A 23,006-nucleotide genomic window follows, 5' to 3' on the forward strand; every position below is an offset into this window, starting at 1 on the left:
TCACCGTGGTGTCTCCTCCTCTAATCCTTTTGCGCTACAGTGGTGCTCTTATTGTCAGTATCGAACTTCGTCGTATCTGAATCGATCGGTTCAACTACATTGATTCGACCGGCGTACCTCACTTCGTGCGCCAACTCTCCGGGACGCAAGCCTCTACCCATCCCAGAAGCTCAAGGCTTTGTAAAATGCCATAGCAAAGGTGACGAAAATATACTCCGTGAGTGTCGAGTCCCATCGTGGTACAAGCCCCATTAATCGACAGTTCGTGCATATAATTTGGTTATGCAAACAGGTGTCTAAAGCGAGAAATCTGAGTCGCTAGGGACCGCCGTTGACTGTGGGATAGATAGCTGAAATAAGGAGCAACGCTGATGACGCACTCTGAGAACAAACAACTAGAAAGCGCCGCTCGCGCCGTAGACGTACGGAAGATCTATGGTCACGGAGAGACCGAAGTAAAAGCACTGGACGGTATCTCCATCGATTTCCATGACGGGCAGTTCACCGCCATTATGGGGCCTAGTGGATCTGGTAAATCCACACTCATGCACTGCATGGCAGGCCTGGATTCCATCACTAGTGGAAAGGCTTACATCGGGGACACCGACATCTCCACGCTTAACGATAAGCAGACCACGACCCTGCGGCGTGACCGTCTGGGCTTCATCTTCCAGTCCTTCAACTTGGTCCCTACCCTCACTGCAAAGGAGAACATCACCCTGCCGCTGGACATCGCCGGCCGCAAGGTCAACCAAGACTGGTTCGACGAGGTTGTCGTACGCCTCGGGCTCAAGGATCGACTAGGCCACCGACCGTCTGAACTATCAGGTGGCCAACAGCAGCGCGTTGCCTGCGCCCGCGCCTTGGTCTCTCAGCCGGAGATCATCTTCGGCGACGAGCCGACCGGCAACTTGGATTCCAACAGCTCCGCAGAAGTCCTAAGCATCCTGCGCAACGCCGTGGACAAGGACAATCAGACTGTCGTCATCGTCACCCACGACCCGAAAGCTGCCTCGTATGCAGACAGGGTGGTTTTCCTCGCCGACGGACGAATTGCAGACGAGCTTGAAAAGCCCGACGTTGACGCCATCCTCGGCGTCATGGGCAAGTTGGAGGAGCACTAGTAATGCCCAACTCCACTGGCACCCAAAAGCCTCGCGGCTCGGCAGATACTGGCAAGTCCCGCAGCAGCCATACTCGTGCCGTCGCGAAAGTCTCCTACCGCAGCGTGCTGGCCAACAAGGTTCGCTTCCTCCTCACCATCCTCGCAGTGGTGCTGGGAACCGCGTTTATCTCCGGTTCCTCCATGTTCACCGACATGATGCAGAAGTCTTTCAACGGTGTATTCGAAAACGTTTATTCCGCTGTAGATGTCGAAGTAACTCAGAAGGATCCGACTAAGCCGATCACGCAGGAAACACGAACCAAGTTAGAGGACAACAAGGATGTCAAAAGCGTTGCCATGGCATCCGAAACCATAGCTGTGGTCGCAAAGGACGGTAAGCAGCTGAGTACCGGTGGGGCTCCCTCGGTGGTGTTTCCCAACGACACCGGCGAGAACGCACCCGGCCCCTCCATCACCGTGGCTGATGGCCGCGAGCCGAAGGGCGAGAAAGAGGCGATGATCAACACCGATGCTGCCGAGAAGCACGGCGTGCATATCGGTGACACTCTGAAAGTTATCGACGTCCGCGACAGCCATGACTACAAGATCGTCGGAATCTACGACACGGACTCTTCCGTGGGCGGCTACCTCGGCCTGGCGATTGACACTCAGGTATATATCGACCGCTATACCAACGGCACCTTCCCCGACGGTTTCTGGCTGTCCGCTAAGGATGGCGTGACCCCAGAGCAGCTCAAGGATTCCGTCCAGCAACAATTCCCAGAACTCAAGGTCGTCACCGGCGACTCGATCGTCGAGAAAGCCACCAAGGAGATCCAGGACGGCCTCAGCTTCGTCAACTATTTCCTGCTGGCCTTCGCCCTGGTCAGCCTGCTGGTGGGCGCGTTCATCATCGCCAATACTTTCTCCATGGTCGTCGCCCAGCGCATGCGGGAGTTCGCCCTGCTACGCTCCCTGGGCGCCTCCCGCAGCCAGCTGACGACCTCGGTTGTCTTCGAGGCCGTTCTGGTTGGCCTCGTCGGTTCGGCGTTGGGCATCGTGGCCGGCATGGGGCTGGCCAAGGGCATCTTCGCAATCATGGATATGGCCGGGTTCGGCCTGCCGAGTACCGAGCTCAGCCTCACCCCGCAGGCGGTGATCCTGCCCCTCGTTATCGGCGTGCTCATCACCGTGGTTTCCGCGTGGTCACCGGCGCGCCGTGCCGGTCGCGTGCACCCGGTCGAGGCGATGCGCTCGGGTGATGTCTCTAGCTCGTCGCCGCTGAAACTACGCACCATCGCCGGCGGGATCGTCGTCCTACTTGGCGTCGTCGCCGCGGTTGTCGCTCTTGTTCTTAACGACGCCGACACGGGGGTTCGGGCGGGCATCCTGGGCGCCGGTGCCTTGTTGGTGATTGTCGGTACTTTCCTTGCCTCTCCGGCGCTATCCATCCCAATCGTCCCCGCACTGGGGCGCGCCTTGGGCGCTCCGTTTGGGGCGGTTGGAAAGTTGGCGTCCACAAACTCGCGCAGGAACCCGCGACGCACCGCAACAACAGCGTTTGCCCTGACCTTGGGCGTGGCGCTGGTGGCGGCATTCGGCATGGTGGGCGCGACGATGAAGAGCGCCATGGAGGACATGATCGGCGACACGGTGAAGTCCGACCTGGTGGTCAGTGGTCCGCAGAACCAGGGCTTTCCGCTGCCGCAGGGTGTGGAGAAGGCCGTGGACGAAGCCGACGGTGTGAGCTCGCACTCCACCCTGGGAGTGGTGCCCGTCAGTGTAGGCAAGCCCATGAGCGAGAGCAACGTGACCTATGCGGGAATGTATGCGTTTTACTTCAAGGGGCCGCTCGGTAAGTCCATGGGGCTTAACTCGCTGGGCGAGGAGCTGAAATCCGACGAGCCGGGCTTCTACGCCTCCGAGGGTAAGGCCAAGGCTATGAAGTGGAAGGTCGGCGACGAGGTGCCGATGTATCGCGTTGGCCAGGGGGAAATGGGCAAGATCAAGCTGCTGGGCATCTACACCGAGCCGCTGCAGTCGCAGACGCTGCTCAACGAGGCCGCGCTGAAGCCCTACGTGGGGCAGGGCAAACCCCTCGACGAGACTGAGGATCTGAGCATCTTGCAGATCCTTGTCCACGGCGACGGAAACATCAGCGAGAAGGACCTGAAGGACAACGTGAGCAAGGCGGTGGAGCCGTTCATCGTGGCCGACGTGCTTACCCCCACCGAGTACGCAGGTACCGTCTCCAGCGGCATCGACCAGATGCTGATGATCCTCAACGCCATGCTGGCGCTATCGATCCTGGTGGCGATCCTGGGCATCATCAATACTCTGGCGCTGAACGTGATCGAACGTCGGCAGGAGATCGGCATGCTGCGCGCGGTGGGCATGTTCCGCAAACAGGTGCGCCGCATGATCACCCTCGAGGCCGTGCAGATCGCCATCTATGGCGCGCTGGTGGGCGTGCTCATCGGCGTATGCCTGGGCTGGGTCTTTGTGAAGGTGCTGGCCTCCGAAGGTTTGGATGGTGCGGTCCTGCCGTGGCAGCTGCTGGTTGGCATGATTGTGGGCTCCGGCATCGTGGGCGTGCTGGCCGCGCTGTGGCCGGCGCACAAGGCGGCGAAGACCTCCCCGCTGGAGGCGATTGCCGACTAAAGCGGGAACCTTGTCCGGGGTCGAAACTACAATGGCTAACCATGAGCGAGCAGACCCCGAACTCCGACATTGTTAACCTGCCCAGCACTGGCGGCGACGTGCAGGCTGGCGTGGAACCGCTGAATGCCCAGCAGCAGCTGGAGCAGCTAAACAATTTCTTTGAAGATAATTATCCGGAGATCTTCAGCTCCCTCGTCAACGACGAGGGGATTCCCTACAAGGATCAGTCCTGCCCCGTCCCCGCGGAGCTGGTGGACGAGACGGAGCGTATGTGGGCACGTGTGCCCGACCTGCTGGCGCATAGCAGCTTGCTGGTCCTGGGCGCGGGGTTGGACCACCGCATGCCGCACGTCGCCTACACCTCCCAGGTGCGGGCCGAACCCTGGACGTCGCAGCACCCCGCGCTGCCGGATGGGGTTGTGGGAACGGTATTGACGCCCCCTGATCCCACCGGAGCCGTAGCCGTCAGCTTGCACGGTGGGCCAGGCTGGTTCGGTGACGGTGCAAGCCACGACCAGTTCTGGCTTCCCCTCTTTGCCGCGCTCGCGGAGCGTTCCGGGGTGACCATCGTGGATCTGACTTATCCGCTGCCGGGGTACGGATCCTGGGATCTTACACAGCAGGACGTGGCGGAAGCCGTCGCACAGATCCAGGCGGAGCTGAAGCCGAAAGCTTTCGGCCTAGTGGTATTCGGCAGCGGGCTAGTGGCCGCGGGCCAGGTGGTGGGGTCGACTCTGAGTTCGGCTCTGGGGGCGGATTGTGAGCTGGACTTCCTGGCGGCGCTCAGCCCGCGAATCCCGGAGGGGTTCGCGGTGGATATTGCAGGAGTGCCCACGGCAGTCTCCCTTGCGAGCTTCGACAGTAGGGGAACCGCAGGGGGCGTCATTAAGAAGTACCTCGAGGAAAGCGGCGCCGAGGTGCAGTTTTACGAGTACGACAGCGAGCACATTATCGCAGCTCCCGCGGTGTGGCGGCAGCGAGTGGACGAACTGGCGGAATGGCTGCGGAAGGCAGTTGCAGATTGTTGAACAACATTCTAAAGTGATACAAATCACTGATAGAAAGGTGCCGACATGTCGAACACAGACGAGCACGAGGGCAACGCGCCCGCAGACAGCAAGCCAGTAGGCGGAAAACCCGAAGCAGCCCGCGCGGCTACATTCACAGCATCGCTGGGCGCAATGTTCCTCATGGCCACCAGCGCCATCGGCCCGGGATTCATCACCCAAACCACCGTGTTTACGGTGGAGATGGGCGCGGCATTCGCGTTTGCAATCCTCGTTTCGATCCTGGTGGACATCGCCATTCAGCTGAACGTTTGGCGCGTATTGGGCGTATCCGGCAAGCGTGCCAACGAGTTGGGCAATGAGGTTCTGCCGGGGCTCGGCTGGGTCATGGCAGCGTTCGTGTTCATTGGCGGGCTGATCTTTAACATCGGCAATATCGGCGGAACGGGCCTAGGTATCAATGCGATGCTCGGCTGGGACCCACTGCTAGGCGGCGGGCTGTCCGCAGCGATCGCGATCTTTATCTTCCTATCGAAGCGCGCGGGTATGGCTCTGGACCGCATCGTCGTTGGCCTGGGTGCCATCATGATCTTGCTGATGATTTACGTCGCAGTAGTTTCCGCGCCGCCACTAGGTGAAGCTCTGAGGAACACAGTGGCGCCGACCGAGGTGGACTTCCTGGTGATCACCACCCTTATCGGCGGCACGGTCGGTGGATACATCACCTTCGCGGGCGCACACCGCATGATTGATTCCGGGCAGACCGGAGTTCAGAACGTAAACACGATCACCAAGGTTTCGGTCTCTGGCATCATCGTGACCGGGGTGATGCGTACGCTGCTGTTCCTGGCGATCCTGGGCGTGGTCGCTTCGGGCGTGACTCTGGCTGGCGACAACATGGCCGCAGACGCATTCCGCCACGCAGCTGGCGACATCGGCGTGCGCTTCTTCGGCGTGGTGCTGTGGGCCGCAGGCCTGACTTCTGTAGTGGGCGCTTCTTACACCTCCCTGACATTCGTCACTTCGCAATCGATGAAGAAGTCCACCTTCAATTGGCTGGTCGTGGCCTTCATCGCCGTGTGTGCCGTGATCTACCTGATCCTGAACCAGGCCCCGCAGAAGCTGCTGATCTTCGCCGGCGCATTCAACGGCCTGATCCTGCCGATCGGATTCGCCGTCGTTCTGTGGGTGGCCTGGCGCCGCCGCGACCTGCTGCAGAACTACAAGTACCCAACCTGGCTGTTGGTGGTGGGCGTGATTACCTGGGTGCTGACGGTCTATCTGGGGTGGAACTCCATGAGCAAGCTGCCGGGCATCTGGGCATAAGAAGAATCACGGCTTAAGACATAAGAAAAGAATCGGGAGCTGCGGAAATGTCAGACAACATTGCACGACAAGGGGCTGTGGGGCAGGAGCGCCAGGAGAACCCGGGTGCGCTCTCGCCACAGCAGGCGCGTCAGATCTTCCGCAGCGGCACCGTGACCCACACGTCGGGCTACTCGCGGGGTTATGCACAGGCGAACCTGATCACCCTGCCCCAAGAGCAGGCTTTCGACTTCCTGCTGTTCGCTCAGCGCAACCCGAAGCCGTGCCCGCTGCTCGGCGTGCAGGAAGCCGGACAGGTTTCCTCCGAGCTGCTGGCGGACGGGGACATCCGCAGCGACATTCCGCTGTACCGCGTGTACCGCAACGGCCAGTTGGACAGCGAGGTTCCGGACGTGCGCGACGTATGGCGCGAGGATCTGGTCAGCTTCATCATCGGCTGCTCCTTCACCTTCGAGACCGCGCTACTGGATAACGGCGTGCCGGTGGAGCACATCACCCAGGGCAAGAACGTGCCCATGTATCGCACGAACATCCCCACCAACCCCGCTGGGGTGTTCTCCGGCCCGATGGTCGTCTCCATGCGCCCCATCCCAGCCGCCCAAGTAGCCGACGCAGTTCGAATCACCTCCCGCTACCCGGCAGTACACGGCGCCCCGGTGCACGTCGGCGACCCCGCGGCTATCGGCATCCAGGACGTGAACAATCCGGACTTTGGCGAGGCCGTGGACATCCCGGCCGGCACGATTCCCGTGTTCTGGGCCTGCGGGGTAACCCCACAATCAGTGGTAATGGAATCCAAGCCCGAGTTCGCGATCTGCCACGCGCCGGGGCACATGCTGATCACCGACGCGCGCGACCTGCAGTACCAGGTGCCCTGACACCTCACCCCTGCCCCCACACGCCTGCGCCTGCAGCCCGGGGCTCCACTTCGGGCGGGCCTTGAGGCCACACCCCCCGGGCGACCCCATTAGCCGAAGTAGCGCTCGATGTTATCGCTCGTGCGCTGCAGGAACCCGGCCAGCTGGTTGGCCGCCTCCTGCCAACGCTCTTCTGCGATTAGATCCGTCACCGTGCGGTTTTGCGCAATGAACTCCACGTGGAACTCGTGGTTCAGCCGGTTGGCGCGGGCAAACCCAAGGCGCATCTGCGCCAAAATGCGATCCATCGAGTGGTTCAACCCCGCCGATCCAGCGCTGGCGACAATAGCGCGGTGAAAATCCTGGTTCGCATCCGCAATTGCACGGATGTCCTCCTCGCTGGCGTTTGAACCAGCGGAATCTCGCAGCTCTTCCGCGGTGGAGACTATCCCCTCCAACTCGTCCAGCCCTTCTCGCCGCCCCCACAGCAGAGCCCCCGGCTCCAGCACCATGCGGGCGGCGTACATGTCGGCCAAGTCCTCGCGAGTGGGCTCCGCGATGAAAACACCCCGGTTGGGGATCCGCTCCAGCAGACCCTCCGAAACCAGGGTGGCGAAAGCCTCCCGCAGAGTGTTGCGGGAGATTCCCAGCGACTGGGCCACGTTCACCTCATTGAGCTTTTCGCCCGGTGCATAGGCGCCGGAGGCGATACCGTCAAGGAGAGCTGAATGCGCGATAGCCGACTGAGAGTGCATAGCAGTACAGCTTATTACGCGATGTGTCCCAATGCGTCTCCCTTCGAAACATTGTCGCCTGGATTTAGCTGCGCCAGCGTGATGGTACCGGCGGATTTGGCCTCCACCGTGGATTCCATCTTCATGGCCTCGATGGTGGCGATCGGCTGTCCGGCCTCCACGGAGTCGCCATCGGCGACCTGCCACTTCACCAGTACACCGGTGTACGGGCACACCACGGCGTTAGCGTCGGCACTGCCACCGGCGGGGCCGCCCGTAGAAGAAGAGCCCGCGCCGGGGTTACCAGCGGCCGCGCTGGAACCGGTGGTGGAGGAGGCCGAGGTGGCGTCCGCACCTGAAGAAGCAGCGGCGGCAACACCGAAGGACGAAGGAAGGCTCACGCGGTGCAGGCGGCCGTCGATCTCCACGGTAAGAGTGGTGCGCTCGGTGTAAGCATCCTCGACGTCCTCCGGGGAAGAACCGGCATAGCCCGCGCCGATGCCGGGCTCGTACTCCTTGTCCACCCAGTCGGTGTAGACGTGCAGATCGTCGCCGCAGAACGCAGGGTGGGTGACGATGTCCTTGTGGAACGGCAGTACGGTGCGCACACCCTGGATGCGCATCTCGGCCAGAGCGGCCTGGGCGCGGCGCAGGGCGACCTCGCGGTTCGGGCCCTTGACGATCAGCTTGGCCATCAGGGAATCGTAGAAGCCGGGGATCGTGGAGCCGGAACGCACGCCCGCGTCCACGCGGATGCCCGGACCCGTCGGAACCTCGAACTGGGTGACGGTGCCGGGGGAGGGGACGAAGCCATTGGCGGCATCCTCCGCGTTGATGCGGAACTCGAAGGCGTGGCCGTCGCTGGCCGGATCCTCGTCGAAGCTCAGCGGCAGGCCGGCGGCGATGCGGAACTGCTCGCCGACGATGTCCATACCCGTCACAGCCTCGGTGACCGGGTGCTCGACCTGCACGCGGGTGTTGACCTCCAGGAAGCTGACGGTGCCGTCCTCGGCGACGATGAACTCCACCGTGCCCGCGCCCGTGTAGTTCGCGGCCTGGCAGATGGAGCGGGAGCCCTCGATGATGTCGGTGCGCTGCTTATCTGTCAGGAAAGGCGCCGGGGCCTCCTCGACGAGCTTCTGGAAGCGGCGCTGCACCGAGCAATCGCGCGTGCCAACGACGCGCACGTTGCCGTGCGTATCGGCCAGCACCTGCGCCTCCACGTGGCGGGGCTTGGTCAGGAACTTCTCCACGTAGCACTCGCCACGACCGAAGGCTGCCTTGGCCTCACGACCTGCGGACTCGAAGGCGGCCTCGATGTCGTTGTAATCGTGCACGACCTTCAGACCACGGCCACCGCCGCCGAATGCGGCCTTGATGGCGATGGGCATGCCGTGCTCGTCGGCGAAATCGCGGGCCTGCTCCCAGTTCGGGATCGGATCCGGGGTGCCGGGCGCCAGCGGGGCGCCAACCTCGGTAGCCAGGGCGCGAGCAGCGACCTTGTTGCCCAGGGTCTCAATGGCCTCCGGTGTGGGGCCGACCCAGGTCAAACCAGCCTCCGCGACGGCGCGGGCGAAGTCTGCATTCTCCGAAAGGAAGCCGTAGCCGGGGTGCACGCAGTCTGCGCCAGCACGCAGGGCGATATCCAGTAGGGCTGGGATGTTCATGTACGTTTCAGCGGCGGTATTGCCGGGCAGGGTGTAAGCCTCGTCGGCGATCTTTGCGTGCAGGTTGTCCACGTCTGCCTCGGAAACGACGGCGATGGAGCGAATGCCGAGGTCCCGGGCTGCGCGGGCGATGCGAACGGCGATCTCGCCGCGGTTGGCGATGAGGACGGTCTGTAGTGGGAAGGTCTCGTGGCTCATGGGTTCGTTCCTTGTCGTTGCGGTTGTTGCGGTTGTTGCGGTTGTTGCGGTCGTTGCGGTTGTTGTCGTCTTGAGCGTTGTGTCGGGGCGCATTACTGGGTTTTAGCCTGGGTTTTAGGCGTGTCTTCTCGCGAGGCAGCCTCAGCGCTTGCCGGCTGTGCGAAGTCGATCAGCTCGAAGCGCACTGTATCTCCCGGGGCCAGCTGGCCGGCCTTGTCCAGGTCCTGGTCGATGACAGTGGCGATAACGGGGTAGCCGCCGGTCACCGGGTGGTCTGCCAGGAACACCACGGGCAACCCATTCGGCGGAACCTGAATGCTGCCGCTAACCATGCCCTCGCTGGCTAGTTCGCCGTCGCGGTCGCGCTGTAGGGGTTCCGGCGCTTCGTTCCCCTCTGCTAGCGCCAGGCGCAGCCCCACGCGGTTCGACTGGCCCGTCACGATCCATTCGAGCTCCGTGAATCGTTGCAGTTCTGCTTCGCCGAACCAGTCGTTGCGCGGCCCGGCCACACAACGCAGTACGTTCGTGCCATCAAAGGGGTTGGTGGTCGCACTACCGACGGAGGCTCGGGCAGTACGGCGCCCGGCCTTCAATACGTCGTCGGTGGCCACGGGCTGCGGGCCCAGGCCGGAAAGAATATCAGTGGAGTTGGAACCCAGAACTTCGTCCGTCACCAGCCCGCCGCGCACGGCAACGTAATTGCGTAGGCCGTTGCCCGCCCCGCCAACTGGTTCGATCTGAAGTGTCTGTCCAGCCTTCACCTGCACCGGAGAACCTAGTTCAAAAGTTCGCCGGCCGATCGATACGTTCGCACGTGCACCTGTCACGCATACGGCTGTATCCACCAGGGCTTGTAGTTCGATGCCGCCGATGTTCTCCAACACCGTTGCACTCGAGGCGTTGCCGACCACGTCGTTCGCCGACCAGGCGCTGGCCCGATCGACCGCGCCGGACCCGTTCACGCCGATGTCGCCGTGGCCTGCGCGTCCCGTGTCCTGAAAAAGGGTCTGCAGCCCTGCGTCTAGGACCTTTAGGCTTGGTCGCGCTGGGACGATAGGCTTCTTGCTTTGTGACGCCCCCACGCCCGCGCCGGCCGTGGTCTCCTGTCCGGAGCCAGACTCAGCGCTGATGGATTCGCGTACCTGGCGATAGCGCACAGTATCGCCAGGCTGCAGCAGCGCAGGTTGCTCTGCATTCGTATCCCACATTGGCTGCGTGGTGTGGCCTAGCAGTTGCCAGCCGCCGGGAGAAGTGCGGGGATAGACGGCGGAGAACTGTCCGGCCAAGCCCACCGCGCCCGCCGGAACGGCGGTGCGCGGGGAGCTGCGACGAGGCACGTCCCAGGTGTAGGACTGGTCGCCTGCAGCCGGCACGCAGTAGGTAAAGCCCGGGGCGAAGCCACCGAAGGCTGCTAGCCAGTGCTGCTGGGTGTGGCGGGTGATGAGCTCCTCGGTGGAGATACTCATCAGCTCCGCGACATCCGCCAGGTCCTCGCCGTCGTAGACGACGTCAATGGTGACCTCCCGCGGGTTGGCCTCCGCAGAGCTCTGCGGGTGGAAGTCCCGCAGGGTATTCAAGCCGGCGATGGCGGAGGAGTGGGCGTCAAAACAAACAAGCACAGTGCGCGCCGCGGCGATGGCCTCGACCTGACCGGGCAAGGGGTTGGCGACGAGCGAGGCGTGCCAGGCCATCACGGTGGCAAGGTCGGGCAGGTCTACGATGACGGCGCGGGTGCCGACGGGGGAAACGGTGTGGCTCACAGGAAGCTCCCGATGGTGATGTTGTTGGACTGCAGTTCGGCGGCGATGCGCTCTGCCATGGCGACCGCGCCGGGGGAATCGCCGTGGACGCACACGGAATCGGCGGCCGTGCGGATGGTGGAGCCGTCGATGGCCTCGATCGTGCCTTCCTCGGCCATACGTACCACGCGGTGGGCGACGACCTCCGGGTCGTGCAGAACGGCGCCGTTTTCGCGGCGGGAGACCAGAGTGCCGTCCGGGTTGTAGGCGCGGTCGGCGAAGACCTCGTTGATCACTCGCAGACCGGCCTTTTCCGCGTAGTCGGCGGCAACCGCGCCGGGCAATAGCATCACGGGCAGGTCCGCGCCGAAGGCCTTGATGCCCTCGATGACCGCCTTGGCCTGGGCCTCGTGGTGGACGATCGTGTTGTACATTGCGCCGTGGGGCTTGACGTAGCGCACCTGCGTGCCTCGCGCTTTAGCCAGCGCGTCGAGGGCGCCGATCTGGTAGAGAACCTCGTCAGCCAGCTCGGCGGGGGAGTAGTCGATAAAGCGGCGGCCGAAACCAGCCTGGTCGTTGTAGCCGACGTGCGCGCCGACGGTGACGTTGTTCTCCGCGGCGGCGGCCAGGGTGTTGGAGATCGCGTGGGCATCGCCGGCGTGGAAGCCACAGGCAACGTTGGCGCTGGAGACAATGGCCACCATTGCGGCGTCGTCGCTGACGGGGTTGCCGCCGGTCGTTTCTCCGAGGTCGGCGTTCAGGTCGATGGAAAGCGGACTGCGGGTGGTGGACATGTGATCGACTCCTTGTGTGGCCGGGAGTGAGGGAAAGCCGCACCTCCGGCCGGATTGTTCAACAATGTGCGTGCCAGTTTAGTGACCTACACAACCATTGTGAAATCAATCACCCGCCTGTCGCAACGGTGACCTGCGTTATTTTTTACCCTTTTTGGCTTTCTTGTCCTGCCCGCCTTGCTTGCTCGCCGGCTTGGCGTCAGCCTTGCTGTCTTCCAGGACGTACACGCTGCGGTTGGCCTGCTTAGCCTTGTCCACCTGGTCCAGCAGCCCCTCCAGGCGGTTCCACAGGTTCGTGCTGATTGCCCGCTCCGCGCGCTTCCACACCTTCGCATCCCCAGTGCCCCACGCCACCGGCATGGGAGAGATCTCCTCGTATACCTTCGGGCCACGCGTCGGGCGGTAGCCAGTGACGGCCATGGATGGCACCCGCGCACCGACCTCCCGAGGAACGCCCGGCACAGAGGTGACCGTGCGATATGCCAGCGCGGGAACGGTTTTCGCTGGCTCGGTAGAGGCGTCCACAAGCATCAGCAGCACCATGTCGCGCGCGTTGACCTCCGCGATCATCGCCGGGGCGAGCTGGTACATATCGAAGTACTGCTGCGGGGATCCCATCTTGCGCGGCAGCACCGGGATCAGGATTAGACACAGTAGCGCGAACACGCCCAAAGCGAAGCTAATAGCAAGGGCCCACCACTGAGAGCCCGCGGTGAACAGCAGCACGGCGACGATCACCGCCAGGACGGCGGCCAGCACACCCGCCGACACCTGCATTCGCTTCGCATCGCGCAGGAACTCGTTGTGCTTGCGTGCATACTCCTCATCGACGTCGAAGTTGAAGTCAACCTGCATCGGCTGCTGGGCGGCGGACATGGGGCTCCTTAAAACAGAGGATGGTTCTTAAAAATTCTAAAGGTCGAAAGAGTCGACGATGCGGTAGCCGTAGCCCTGCTCAGCCAGGAAGCGCTGGCGGTGCGCGGCATAATCTGCGTCTAGTGTGTCACGTGCGACGATGGAGTAGAAAAACGCCCCGCCGCCGTCCGGCTTCGGGCGCAGAATGCGGCCCAGGCGTTGCGCCTCCTCCTGCCGCGAGCCGAACGTGCCGGAGATCTGGATGGCCACGGACGCGCCGGGCAGGTCGATGCTGAAGTTCGCCACCTTGGAAACCACCAGCGTCTTCAGTTCACCATCGCGGAACTGCTGGTACAGCTTCTCGCGCTTGGCGTTGCCGGTCTTGCCGTCGATGACGGGCACATCCAGCTCCTCGGCGATCTCCTCCAGCTGGTCGATGTAGGCGCCGATGATGAGCGTCGGCTCGTCCGGGTGCATGCCCATGATCTTGCGTACCACCTTCGTCTTCGTCGGGGTGGTGGCGGCCAGGCGGTATTTGTCGGATTGCTCAGCGGTGGCATAAACCATCCGCTCGGCTTCGGTCAGCTGCACGCGCACCTCGGTGCAGTCCGCCGGGGCGATCCAGCCCTGCGATTCGATGTCCTTCCATGGGGCGTCATAGCGCTTCGGCCCGATCAGGCTGAAGACGTCACCTTCGCGGCCGTCCTCGCGCACCAGGGTGGCGGTGAGCCCCAGACGGCGGCGAGACTGCAGGTCGGAGGTCATACGGAACACCGGGGCGGGCAGCAGGTGCACCTCGTCGTAGATGATCAAGCCCCAGTCGCGGGAGTCGAACAGCTCTAGCGCCCTGTATTCACCCTTCGACTTGCGCGTAACCACCTGGTAAGTAGCGATGGTCACGGGGCGGATCTCCTTCTTCTCTCCGGAGTACTCGCCGATCTCATCCTCCGTCAGGGAGGTGCGGCGCACCAGCTCGTCCTTCCACTGCCTGCCCGCGACGGTGTTCGTCACCAGGATCAGCGTGGTGGCCTTCGCCTTGGCCATCGAAGCCGCGCCGACCATCGTCTTGCCGGCACCACACGGCAGGACGACCACACCCGAGCCGCCCTCCCAGAAGCTATCGGCCGCCATCTCCTGGTAGTCGCGCAGCTGCCATTCTTCGTGTTCCTGCGAAAGCTCGATGGGGTGCGCCTCGCCGTCGACGTATCCCGCCAGGTCCTCTGCGGGCCAGCCGACCTTCAACAGTTCCTGCTTGAGCCTGCCGCGCTCGGAAGGGTGCACAACGATCGAGTCTTCGTCGATCTCTGCGCCCAACATGGGCTTGATCTTTTTGTGACGCCGGATCTCCGTCAGCACAGCCCTGTCCGTCGTCTCCAGCACGAGGCCGTGGGCCGGGTGCTTGATGAGCTTCAGCCGCCCGTAGCGATCCATCGTGTCGGCAATGTCGATGAGCAGTGGCTGCGGGACGGGGAACCGCGAGTAAGTTTCCAGCACGTCCATGACCTGCTCCGCGTCGTGCCCGGCGGCACGGGCGTTCCACAGCGCTAGCGGGGTGATGCGGTAGGTGTGTACGTGCTCGGGTGCGCGCTCCAACTCCGCGAACGGCGCCAGCGCGGTGCGCGCCTCTTGCGCCTGTTCGTGGTCGATTTCCAGCAGCACGGTCTTATCCGACTGCACAATGAGCGGTCCGTTTCCAATGCCCACGCTGTGTGTCACTTCCTTTTTGTTTATCGACGCCACCGCGACGGTGTTGCTCAAGCCAAAGACATCATTTTACGCTGCAGTGGTGCGAACTCGTGCTCCACTATACTGAGACCCATGATTGCTCAGACGGGAAATCTGCGCCAATGGCAGTATTTCGTGGCTTTAGCGGAGACCGGTAGTTTTACAGCGGCGGCTGCGCGACTGGGAGTGAGTCAGCCGCCTGTCTCCAATGCCATTAAGCGCTTAGAAGCTGGTGTAGGTACACCGCTATTTATCCGAGGGGCGGGGGAAGTGAAACTAACCGAGGCAGGGTTGACCTTGCTTCCATATGCCCGGGTGATTAATCGCGATCTTCAGACTATGCATTCGATGATTGACGGTATCCGAAGTGGTGCGCAAAGCGGGTTTCGTTTGGCCATCAGTAGTGCGCTTCCAAGCGAGATAGGATCGCGTATTGCAGCAAAGGCACAGCAGCATGATGGAGTAGTTTTGTCGTCACTGCCTTCTGTTGAGATTCTTGCCCGTGTTGAAGAAGGCGCTATTCATGCGGGGCTTGTTCAAGCTCCGGTTCCCTTGGGTACTCACCGCAGTGCGAGGCAGTTTTCTCTGTCACGTGATCTAGTGGTGCCGCCGGGGTATTCAAGGTTGGATAAGACCTTGTCTCAATTGAATCTGCTGGTGGAGAACCTGAATGACAATTCAAGTGCAGCCAGTGGTTTGGCGAGAGAGCTATTTCGGTCGGGTGTGTCTTGCGAAATTAATGATTCAGAGGATGCTCTAGGTAGGGGCTTATTGATTGGAAGAGGGGAGGGGATGTCTTTGGTATTTCGCGGTTTTCACCAGTTTGACAATGCTATTGAGCTTCCTTCCCGTTTCGATTTTTCCGTGGATGTAGTGGTTCGCCGAGGTGGGATGGACAATGGCGCCGAGGCCATGGCGGTCGCCGAAAGAATTTGTCGAAGGATTAACCAATGACTGCACGGATGGAGATGGCCCTGGAAAACGTGTTGACGCGGTCGGGGTGTGAGGGATGGTGGTGTGCATCGCGACTGCACGATGGGGTGACTATCGGACGCAAACAAGACGAGAAAATTACGGTGGCATCCTTATATAAAATCCGGCTCCTCCACCTCACTTTGGAAGCGATTCAACGAGGTGATCTGGATCCTCGTCTTCGTGTTGACGTTGCACCGTCCAAAGGAACTTACGAAGGGTATGGGTTCGCTGCCTTTGATGACGCAGTGAACGTGAGTCTCCGAGACTTAATGAAACAAGTCGCATCGGTGTCAGATAACGTGGCCGCCCACGAGATTTTGCGTCTACTGCCTGCGTGGGCTCGAGAAGCATTTCTTAAACGGTTTCCACCTCATTATGACTTGCAAGATCGGAATAGCTTAGTGACGGCGGAGAAACAATTGCGTCAATATGTTCAATCCCAAGGGGGGAGAAGTACAGATATAGCGTTTTCTGCAGTCTCTTCGTTGGCGGAAATAACTAATGACTTGGAACAGGTTTGGAAAGACGATAGTGCAGCGGTACGTCGATCTATGTGTGAACTCTTGGGGTTGCAGGTGTGGCGTCACCGTGTTCCTTCAGGCTTTCCTCCAAGCGGCGTTGATATCTATGGAAAAACGGGCACTGTAGGACTTCTCCATGGTGAAGCTTCGATTATCCAGGTTGAGGGCGAGGAGCCCATTGTGGTGTCCATCATGCTGAAACAGGTGGTGCCAGAACAAGCAATGAGTACTCACGATGGTGCTATTGGCGAAGTGGCTAGACTGCTCGTGGACGCTCTTCGTTAGAATTTCTGCCACTTGAATACACACTTCTACCATCGCCTATATGTGAATGAAATGAGACAATTGCATTATGTGATATTGGTGGCATCCAATGCGTCTCACTTAACGTCACTCCCATGATGACTAAGCACAATCGTTTCCGTCAGTCGGTGATTGCACTCTGTTCGCTCTCCGCAGTGATGTTGAGCAGCTGTTCAGCTCTACCGTGGGAATCAGACTCAGACGTATTTCTCAAAGCTTTCAACGCGGGAGATGACAGCAAGGCTGCACGGTATCTGGATCATCCAGACCCGGAGCGCGCCCTTCATGAATTTCGGCAGTCACTTCATGGTGTGAAGGTCAACATCGAAAAATCTGATATTTCCAATGGAAAGCAGAATACTCATGTGACTTGGTCCAAAGATGGTGTGGAGTTGGAGAGCAATGGTCGGCTCGTCCTTAGTGGACAGGATGGTAAGCCTCAATGGTTGCCTTCGATCTTCGAAGCTCAGTTGAGCGATGATTCCGCACTCTTTTTTGCTGAAGATAAACAGTACGATCTTCCAATTAAAGATCGCTTGGGCAATGAATATATGACCTGGACGAAAGTTATTCAGGTACGAGGTCGCAAAGACATAGCCTCTAGAGCGCAGGAATTGGCCCAGATTTTTGCACCAGTGTCTCCCACAACGACTAAGGAGTGGATCGAGCAGACCTTGGGAGAGTCTCAGGATGAAGACACCGTGCTCCTCACTTTGAGGCAGGAAGAATTCCGGAAGATACAAGAGCAACTTAGGACCTTTGAGGGAATTTCCACTGTGGAGCAGGGGCGTCTCTTAAGCGTGTCCAAAACTCTTAACTCTCCGCTGGATGCTGAATTGAACAAATATTGGGAGTCAGTGCTCGATGCTAATTCAGGATGGTCGATACGCGCTGAGAGTTCACAAGGTATGACGACGGTAGCCTCTGAGCCGCCTCGCCGAGTTCAGCCAATCGCAACCACTCTGGATAACACACTGCAAAGCGCAGCAAAACAAGCAGTGGACAGTGAGCAACGTGCCGCAGTTCTAGTCGTGCTCAATCCTAGAACAGGAGGTGTCCTTGCCGTTGCACAAAATGACAAGGCAAATAACCAAGGGCCAATCGCACTCACCGGGCTATTCCCACCGGGATCGACGTTCAAAACTGTGACCACAGCGGCGGCACTAGAGGCAGGGGCAGTCAGCATGGATGAGGAACTACCTTGTCCTAGCAATATCACCGTCGCTGGACGCAAGATTCCCAACGATCATGACTTCGATCTAGGTAGCGTTCGACTGGAAGAAGCTTTCGCCCAATCATGTAACACAACCCAAGCGGTCATTTCGGATCGTTTGGGAGAAGATGATCTGCAACGGACTGCTTTAGAACTCGGAATTGGCTCCGACTTCGACGTACCAGGGATGACCACACTTACTGGTTCGGTGCCGCGGACACCGGCTGGACCTCCTCGTGTGGAGGCTTCTATTGGACAGGGCGAGGTTCTAGCTAGTCCATTTGGGATTGCGCTCATGCAATCGACTGTCGCTAACGGCGGCTTGCTTGTTCCTCCACAGCTCATTCAAGGCGAACAGACAGTAGTGAATAAACAGGCAGACCAGCATGTCAGCGATACAACTATTCAAAGCCTCCGGACGATGATGAAATCAACAATTGACCACGGTTCAGCTAGGTCGTTGAGTGATCTTAGTGCACTTGGCGGAAAGACTGGTACAGCAGAAATTGATGGCAAGCTTTCCAATGGCTGGTTCGCTGGAACGACAGGGGAATTGGCGATTGCGTCCCTTGTAATCGAAGGAGATTCTTCTCAGCCAGCTGTGGAAATGGCCGGGCGTTTCCTTCGCTCGCCGGATGTTCAGAAATTCTCTGGAATTCAATAAACTTGCGTCATAACCTCTAGCACGGCACGTCCACCGCAGCGATGCGGTGGGGTTGGATCGTGAGGCTCTCCCCGGTGGATTCGAGCACCGCGGAGATGGTGGAGGGGGTCATCATCACGATGGAGATCCAGTCATGGCTGGTGGCACCCGCATAGTCCACGTAGTGCAGGCGCACCTGTGTGCCCGCGGTATAGGCGCGGCGCAGCTCGGACATGATCTCCCGCGGCGAGCGGAAGGTCCGGGTGTCCGAGGCCTTCGTGCCGTCCGCCGGGTCCACGGCGATGGCCTGGTCGTGGGCGCGGCGAAAACCCTCCACGGCGCCGTCGATCTCCGAGGCGATCTCGGTGGAGTCCCCAGTGATGTCCATGATGTTGCGCTGGGGAGTATCCACGCGAGACGGGACACGAGCCGAGTGGGGTTCGGTGGCGGAGCCCTGCTGGAATGCCCTGGTGGCGTCGTCAATCAAATACCGCAGGGACTGGGGAACGGACGAGAGACCGCCGGGGAACATGCGATCCAGGAAGGCCTCGATGTCCTTCCATGGGGCGTCATAGCGCTTCGGCCCGATCAGGCTGAATACGTCGCCTTCGCGGCCGTCCTCGCGTACCAGGGTGGCGGTGAGCCCCAGACGGCGGCGAGACTGCAGGTCGGAAGTCATTCGGAACACCGGTGCGGGCAGCAGGTGTACCTCGTCGTAGATAATGAGCCCCCAGTCGCGGGAGTCGAAAAGCTCCAGCGCCCGGTACTCGCCCTTCGACTTGCGTGTCACCACCTGGTAGGTGGCAATGGTAACGGGACGGATCTCTTTCTTTTCGCCGGAGTACTCGCCGATCTCCTCCTCGGTGAGGGAGGTACGACGCACGAGCTCATCCTTCCATTGCCTGCCAGCGACGGTGTTAGTCACCAGGATCAAGGTGGTGGCTTTCGCCTTGGCCATGGAGGCTGCGCCGACCATGGTCTTGCCCGCGCCGCACGGCAGGACGACCACGCCGGAGCCACCTTCCCAGAAGCTTTCCGCAGCCATCTCCTGATAATCCCGGAGCTGCCACTGTTCGTGTTCCTGCGACAGTTCGATGGGATGTGCTTCGCCGTCGACATAGCCCGCCAGGTCCTCCGCAGGCCAGCCGACCTTCAACAGTTCCTGCTTGAGCCTGCCACGTTCGGAAGGGTGCACAGTCACGGAGTCTTCGTCGATCGCTGTGCCCAACATCGGCTTGATCTTTTTATGACGCTGGATCTCCGTTAGTACGGCCCTGTCCGTCGTTTCCAACACCAGCCCGTGCGCCGGGTGCTTGATAAGTTTCAGCCGCCCGTAGCGATCCATTGTGTCTGCAATATCAATGAGCAGTGGCTGGGGAACCGGGAACCGCGAATAGTTTTCGAGCACATCCATGACTTGTTCCGCGTCGTGGCCTGCGGCACGGGCATTCCACAGCGCCAGCGGGGTAATGCGGTAGGTGTGCACGTGCTCGGGTGCACGCTCGAGCTCTGCGAATGGTGCCAGCGCAGTACGCGCCTCCTGAGCTTGCTCGTGGTCGATCTCCAGCAGCACAGTTTTGTCGGATTGGACGATCAAGGGGCCGGTGCCGATGCTCACTAGCTGGATGCTCCTCACAGCGGGTTCGGGCTGCGGCACGAAGATCAAGGCCACAGCTACATTTTTGGGACAACCTACTATGTTAGCCCGTTCTTGCAACCGCCCTAGAGGTTAGTATTCGACGCTGCTAAGCCGGTGGGGTTGCACAGTGAAGCTCTCACCACTGATTTCCGAAACCACCGCAATAGTCGAGGGACGAATCATCACGATCGACACCTGGTCGCTCGTCTGTTTGCCCTCGTGATTGACGTAACTGATTCGCACAATCGTTCCGGAGGAATACGCCCGCGAGATAGCCGCCATCATTTCCTCGGCTGAGTGGACGACGCGGGCTCTGTCGCGTTGACTCTCCGCCGGGTCTGCGGACACACTCGCGACGTCTTTCATAGATCCGCTCATCAGGTCAACGGCGTGCTCGTGACTGCGTCGGAATCCTTCGATAGCGCCAGCGATGACGCTCTCGTCGGCGTCGGCGGACTGCAGCCCTTCCCGCGTTGGCGTAGCCACCCGGGAGAGCACAGGAGCATCGGCATGCGCCCGGCCACCTTCCAAACGCAATTGCACGCCCATGGCCTCCAGACGATCAGTCACAAACGAAAGCTGAGCAGCGGAAACGGCTACTGTCGGTGCGATCCTGCGCAGCCGGAGCCCGTCAATATCCGGCAGCGCCAGAATCCGATCCAGTGCCGCGGGATCCGTCACGCTCAGGTACATCTGAGCCACACCAGCGGTGGCCTGCGACAGGCTCCGCTCCGCGTCATGCAGCATGTAGCGCAGGGCCTGCGGAACGTTTTCCGTCCCGCCCAGCGCGCGGGCCTCCAGGAATTCCTCAATTTCCGCAGCGCCAAGCCCCGCCCGCAGCGCCCGTTCCACGGACTCCTTGGACATTCGCCAAACGCTGGCCATGCCGCCGGATTCTTGATCGCTGAACTTCGCCAGCATCGCCTGGTCGGCCGGGCGCAGCAGTCCCGGCGCCATGATCGTGTGGTCTGCCTGCACAATCAGCTGCTCCACCGGGGCAGGAAGAATCTCCGCCAGCGCGTCGGCCAGATCCGCCACGGGGTTTGCTGACTGATGTGTGCTACCGCCCAGTACGTCGCGCAGTGCGGCCATCGCCCGGGTAGGTACGGTGTCTCTTCTTAATGACGCCAACACACCAACCTCTTTAGCCTCCTCCCACACTGCATCCCAGGCGGTGTGCGTGGTGCGCCAGGCCTCGCCGGGGCGCACGCGCCAGAGCTCTTGCTGGAGTTCGGCTGATTGGGGCGTGGGGGCGTCACTACCAAAAGTGCCAAGATCAGCGAACAGTGACGGGAAGGTTCGGCGTAGGCCGCGCGCAGCGTGTGATGCCGTACCAGCCTCGAAGGGGCGGACGTCCGGTTCGTCGACGAGCCAGGGAGCGTAGGCGCTGCCGGCCCAGCCGACTAGCAGGATCGCCCAGGCAGTGGCGGGGGAGGCCTCCAGGAAGTCGAGGGCGAGCTCCGTGGGCGCCCAGTAATCGCGCGCGGGCTGGCCGGCCGGGGTGGGAGTAGCTCGGCCGCGGCCGATGAGGTTCGCGTGGGCGAGCCATGTCAGCAGATGGAGGGTGGTTTCAGCGGGCTCGTCGCGGCGGCGGGCGACCTTATTGACCTCGCGGGTTCCGATGCCGCCGGAGGAAAGGGGGACGATCGGGTTGCGGCCGAGATCCTCGATGAGGTGGCCGAGATCCTGGATCAGCTGAATGGCCTGGGCCGCGCCAGCGTCGTCGGCGCGGGAGTTGGTGGAGGAACCGGTGGGGTCAGTGGCGGCAACACCTGAAGCATCAGTGCCGACCTGGGGTGCGGTGGTGAAGCGCCCGCCCGGGTCGGCGATCAGCGTGCCGCGCAGCAGCTGTTGCACGCGGCCCGTTAGACGAGCTGTCGTATCGTCCAGCTGATCCAAGATTCCCCGGCGCACCAGGGTAGGCAGAGGCTTGGAGGGGTCCGCACCCTCGTGCAGGGAGGTCGAATGCCCCACCCCACCCCCGGCGGCGAGAGTGGAAAGTAGGCGGCGCTGGCGGGGAGGAAGCTCGTCCACGACCTGCGGAAGCTCGGCGGTGGGGATGGGGCAGCGGGTGGAATCGACCAGCCGCCAGAGCTGTTCCGTGGATGGCTCGAACATGCGCGGCAGATGAGGCGGAATCTTCAGCCGCGTCTTCGCGCCGGGCAGATCGGGGTGGGGGAGTGTGAAGTCTGGGCCGAACACCAGACCCCAATGGCAGAGGGATTGCACGGCAGCGCAGATCTCTTCTTCGTCGGGGCGCTGCGTTTCGGTAGTGCCGGCGATGTCAAAGAGCTCGGCGAGCATGTCGACGAGCTCCGCCACCGTGCACGGATGGTGCACTGCATCGAGCTCGCAGGCCGCGTGGCAGACGGCGAGCTCGAGGGAGCTCAGGTGGAGCAGAGCCGGATCGGGGGAATCAGCGAATAACTCCGAGTGGCGGCTACGTCCGGGGGTGGAAACGGCAGCGGAGAGGTTATTGAGTGCGGCATTGCTGCCGGTGAGGTTCTCCACGAACGTTGCGGGGTTCGATGCCAGCAGGCGAGTGAGCAGGTCCGCGAGCGCTTCATCCGACTGGGCGAACAGCCAGTCCCCGTAGGAGGGAAACTCGCTGCGAAGAGAGGCAAGGGCTCTGCCATCAGCGGTGGAGTTCGCGGAGTTGTGATGCATAATCGCCCTATTTTAGCTGGAAACTTGGCGTTTTTGGGGTGCGGTACATGGCGCGGCCTAGGCAGAGAATGGCCGAGTGGTGGTTTGGGACGTGGGGAAATGCGGCGGAACGGGTGGGGACGTGGGTGGAAATCAGCACTTCGTGTGTCCTTTTCCTTTGCGATGTGCAAAGATACAACTATGGCTAACGTTGAGAAGAAGGGCTATGTCGACGCAGGCTGGCCGACCGATATTCCAGAGGGCCGTCACGCTGTTACCGAGCTGGTGGCTGATACCGCGGGTGCCCTGAGCCCCTACGGTGACATCGAGTTCCCCGTCGATGCTTCCGAGCTTCCGTACGTGCACTCGTTTACTGTTATTAACAAGTAACTGAACTA

At 61.2% G+C, this 23,006-nt stretch carries 17 protein-coding genes; 9 read left to right on the top strand and 8 right to left on the bottom strand.

The window, feature by feature from the left end; translation table 11 throughout:
• The first annotated feature begins 371 nt into the window (after positions 1-371).
• The 5 genes from QKE30_RS09985 (at position 372) to QKE30_RS10005 (ending at position 6,977) form a co-directional block, all read left to right on the top strand.
• Positions 372-1,124, top strand: a complete 753-nt coding sequence (locus QKE30_RS09985; RefSeq protein ID WP_239202044.1) for an ABC transporter ATP-binding protein — start codon at positions 372-374, stop codon at positions 1,122-1,124.
• Between the two features lie 2 nt (positions 1,125-1,126).
• Complete coding sequence (locus QKE30_RS09990) at positions 1,127-3,766, top strand: FtsX-like permease family protein (RefSeq protein ID WP_239202046.1); 2,640 nt, start codon at positions 1,127-1,129, stop codon at positions 3,764-3,766.
• A 41-nt stretch (positions 3,767-3,807) separates the two neighbouring features.
• Positions 3,808-4,794, top strand: coding sequence for an alpha/beta hydrolase (locus QKE30_RS09995; protein ID WP_239202048.1), 987 nt, complete (start codon positions 3,808-3,810; stop codon positions 4,792-4,794).
• A gap of 153 nt (positions 4,795-4,947) precedes the next feature.
• Entirely contained in the window at positions 4,948-6,099 is a 1,152-nt protein-coding gene (locus QKE30_RS10000; RefSeq protein ID WP_239202157.1) for an NRAMP family divalent metal transporter, read from the top strand.
• Positions 6,100-6,146: 47 nt separating this feature from the next.
• Positions 6,147-6,977, top strand: coding sequence for a putative hydro-lyase (locus QKE30_RS10005; RefSeq protein ID WP_239202050.1), 831 nt, complete (start codon positions 6,147-6,149; stop codon positions 6,975-6,977).
• Positions 6,978-7,066: 89 nt separating this feature from the next.
• On the opposite strand, the gene QKE30_RS10010 is transcribed toward QKE30_RS10005, so the two are convergent.
• The 6 genes from QKE30_RS10010 to QKE30_RS10035 form a co-directional block, all read right to left on the bottom strand.
• Positions 7,067-7,711, bottom strand: coding sequence for a GntR family transcriptional regulator (locus QKE30_RS10010; RefSeq protein ID WP_239202052.1), 645 nt, complete (start codon positions 7,709-7,711; stop codon positions 7,067-7,069).
• A 14-nt stretch (positions 7,712-7,725) separates the two neighbouring features.
• Positions 7,726-9,555 carry a biotin carboxylase N-terminal domain-containing protein gene (locus QKE30_RS10015; RefSeq protein ID WP_347934711.1) on the bottom strand — a complete coding sequence of 610 codons (1,830 nt, stop codon included), beginning with the start codon at positions 9,553-9,555 and terminating at the stop codon, positions 7,726-7,728.
• Positions 9,556-9,647: 92 nt separating this feature from the next.
• Positions 9,648-11,315, bottom strand: coding sequence for a carboxyltransferase domain-containing protein (locus tag QKE30_RS10020; protein ID WP_347934712.1), 1,668 nt, complete (start codon positions 11,313-11,315; stop codon positions 9,648-9,650).
• Complete coding sequence (locus QKE30_RS10025) at positions 11,312-12,088, bottom strand: 5-oxoprolinase subunit PxpA (protein WP_347934713.1); 777 nt, start codon at positions 12,086-12,088, stop codon at positions 11,312-11,314. The genes QKE30_RS10020 and QKE30_RS10025 overlap by 4 nt, the downstream gene beginning before the upstream one ends.
• A 138-nt stretch (positions 12,089-12,226) precedes the next feature.
• Positions 12,227-12,964, bottom strand: coding sequence for a DUF3239 domain-containing protein (locus QKE30_RS10030; protein ID WP_347934714.1), 738 nt, complete (start codon positions 12,962-12,964; stop codon positions 12,227-12,229).
• Positions 12,965-13,000: 36 nt separating this feature from the next.
• A complete protein-coding gene (locus tag QKE30_RS10035; protein ID WP_347934715.1) occupies positions 13,001-14,647 on the bottom strand; it encodes a DNA repair helicase XPB in 1,647 nt (548 codons plus the stop codon).
• A 114-nt stretch (positions 14,648-14,761) separates the two neighbouring features.
• Between QKE30_RS10035 and QKE30_RS10040 the strand changes: the two genes are divergently transcribed.
• From QKE30_RS10040 to QKE30_RS10050, 3 genes are all read left to right on the top strand, one after another.
• A complete protein-coding gene (locus QKE30_RS10040; RefSeq protein ID WP_012360809.1) occupies positions 14,762-15,622 on the top strand; it encodes a LysR family transcriptional regulator in 861 nt (286 codons plus the stop codon).
• Complete coding sequence (locus tag QKE30_RS10045; RefSeq protein WP_011273098.1) at positions 15,619-16,449, top strand: serine hydrolase; 831 nt, start codon at positions 15,619-15,621, stop codon at positions 16,447-16,449. The genes QKE30_RS10040 and QKE30_RS10045 overlap by 4 nt, the downstream gene beginning before the upstream one ends.
• Before the next feature lie 113 nt (positions 16,450-16,562).
• Complete coding sequence (locus tag QKE30_RS10050) at positions 16,563-18,344, top strand: penicillin-binding transpeptidase domain-containing protein (RefSeq protein WP_016421369.1); 1,782 nt, start codon at positions 16,563-16,565, stop codon at positions 18,342-18,344.
• A 16-nt stretch (positions 18,345-18,360) separates the two neighbouring features.
• Here QKE30_RS10050 and QKE30_RS10055 read toward each other — a convergent pair whose 3' ends face one another.
• Positions 18,361-19,941 (bottom strand): helicase-associated domain-containing protein, encoded by a 1,581-nt coding sequence (locus tag QKE30_RS10055; RefSeq protein ID WP_297667576.1) that lies wholly within the window; start codon positions 19,939-19,941, stop codon positions 18,361-18,363.
• A 111-nt stretch (positions 19,942-20,052) separates the two neighbouring features.
• Complete coding sequence (locus QKE30_RS10060) at positions 20,053-22,629, bottom strand: helicase-associated domain-containing protein (protein ID WP_347934716.1); 2,577 nt, start codon at positions 22,627-22,629, stop codon at positions 20,053-20,055.
• Between the two features lie 180 nt (positions 22,630-22,809).
• Here QKE30_RS10060 and QKE30_RS10065 point away from each other — a divergent pair, with 180 nt between their 5' ends.
• A complete protein-coding gene (locus QKE30_RS10065; RefSeq protein ID WP_005294448.1) occupies positions 22,810-22,998 on the top strand; it encodes a hypothetical protein in 189 nt (62 codons plus the stop codon).
• Positions 22,999-23,006 lie beyond the last annotated feature (8 nt).

This window comes from Corynebacterium sp. c24Ua_83 (assembly GCF_039907245.1).
Taxonomy (GTDB): Bacteria; Actinomycetota; Actinomycetes; order Mycobacteriales; family Mycobacteriaceae; genus Corynebacterium.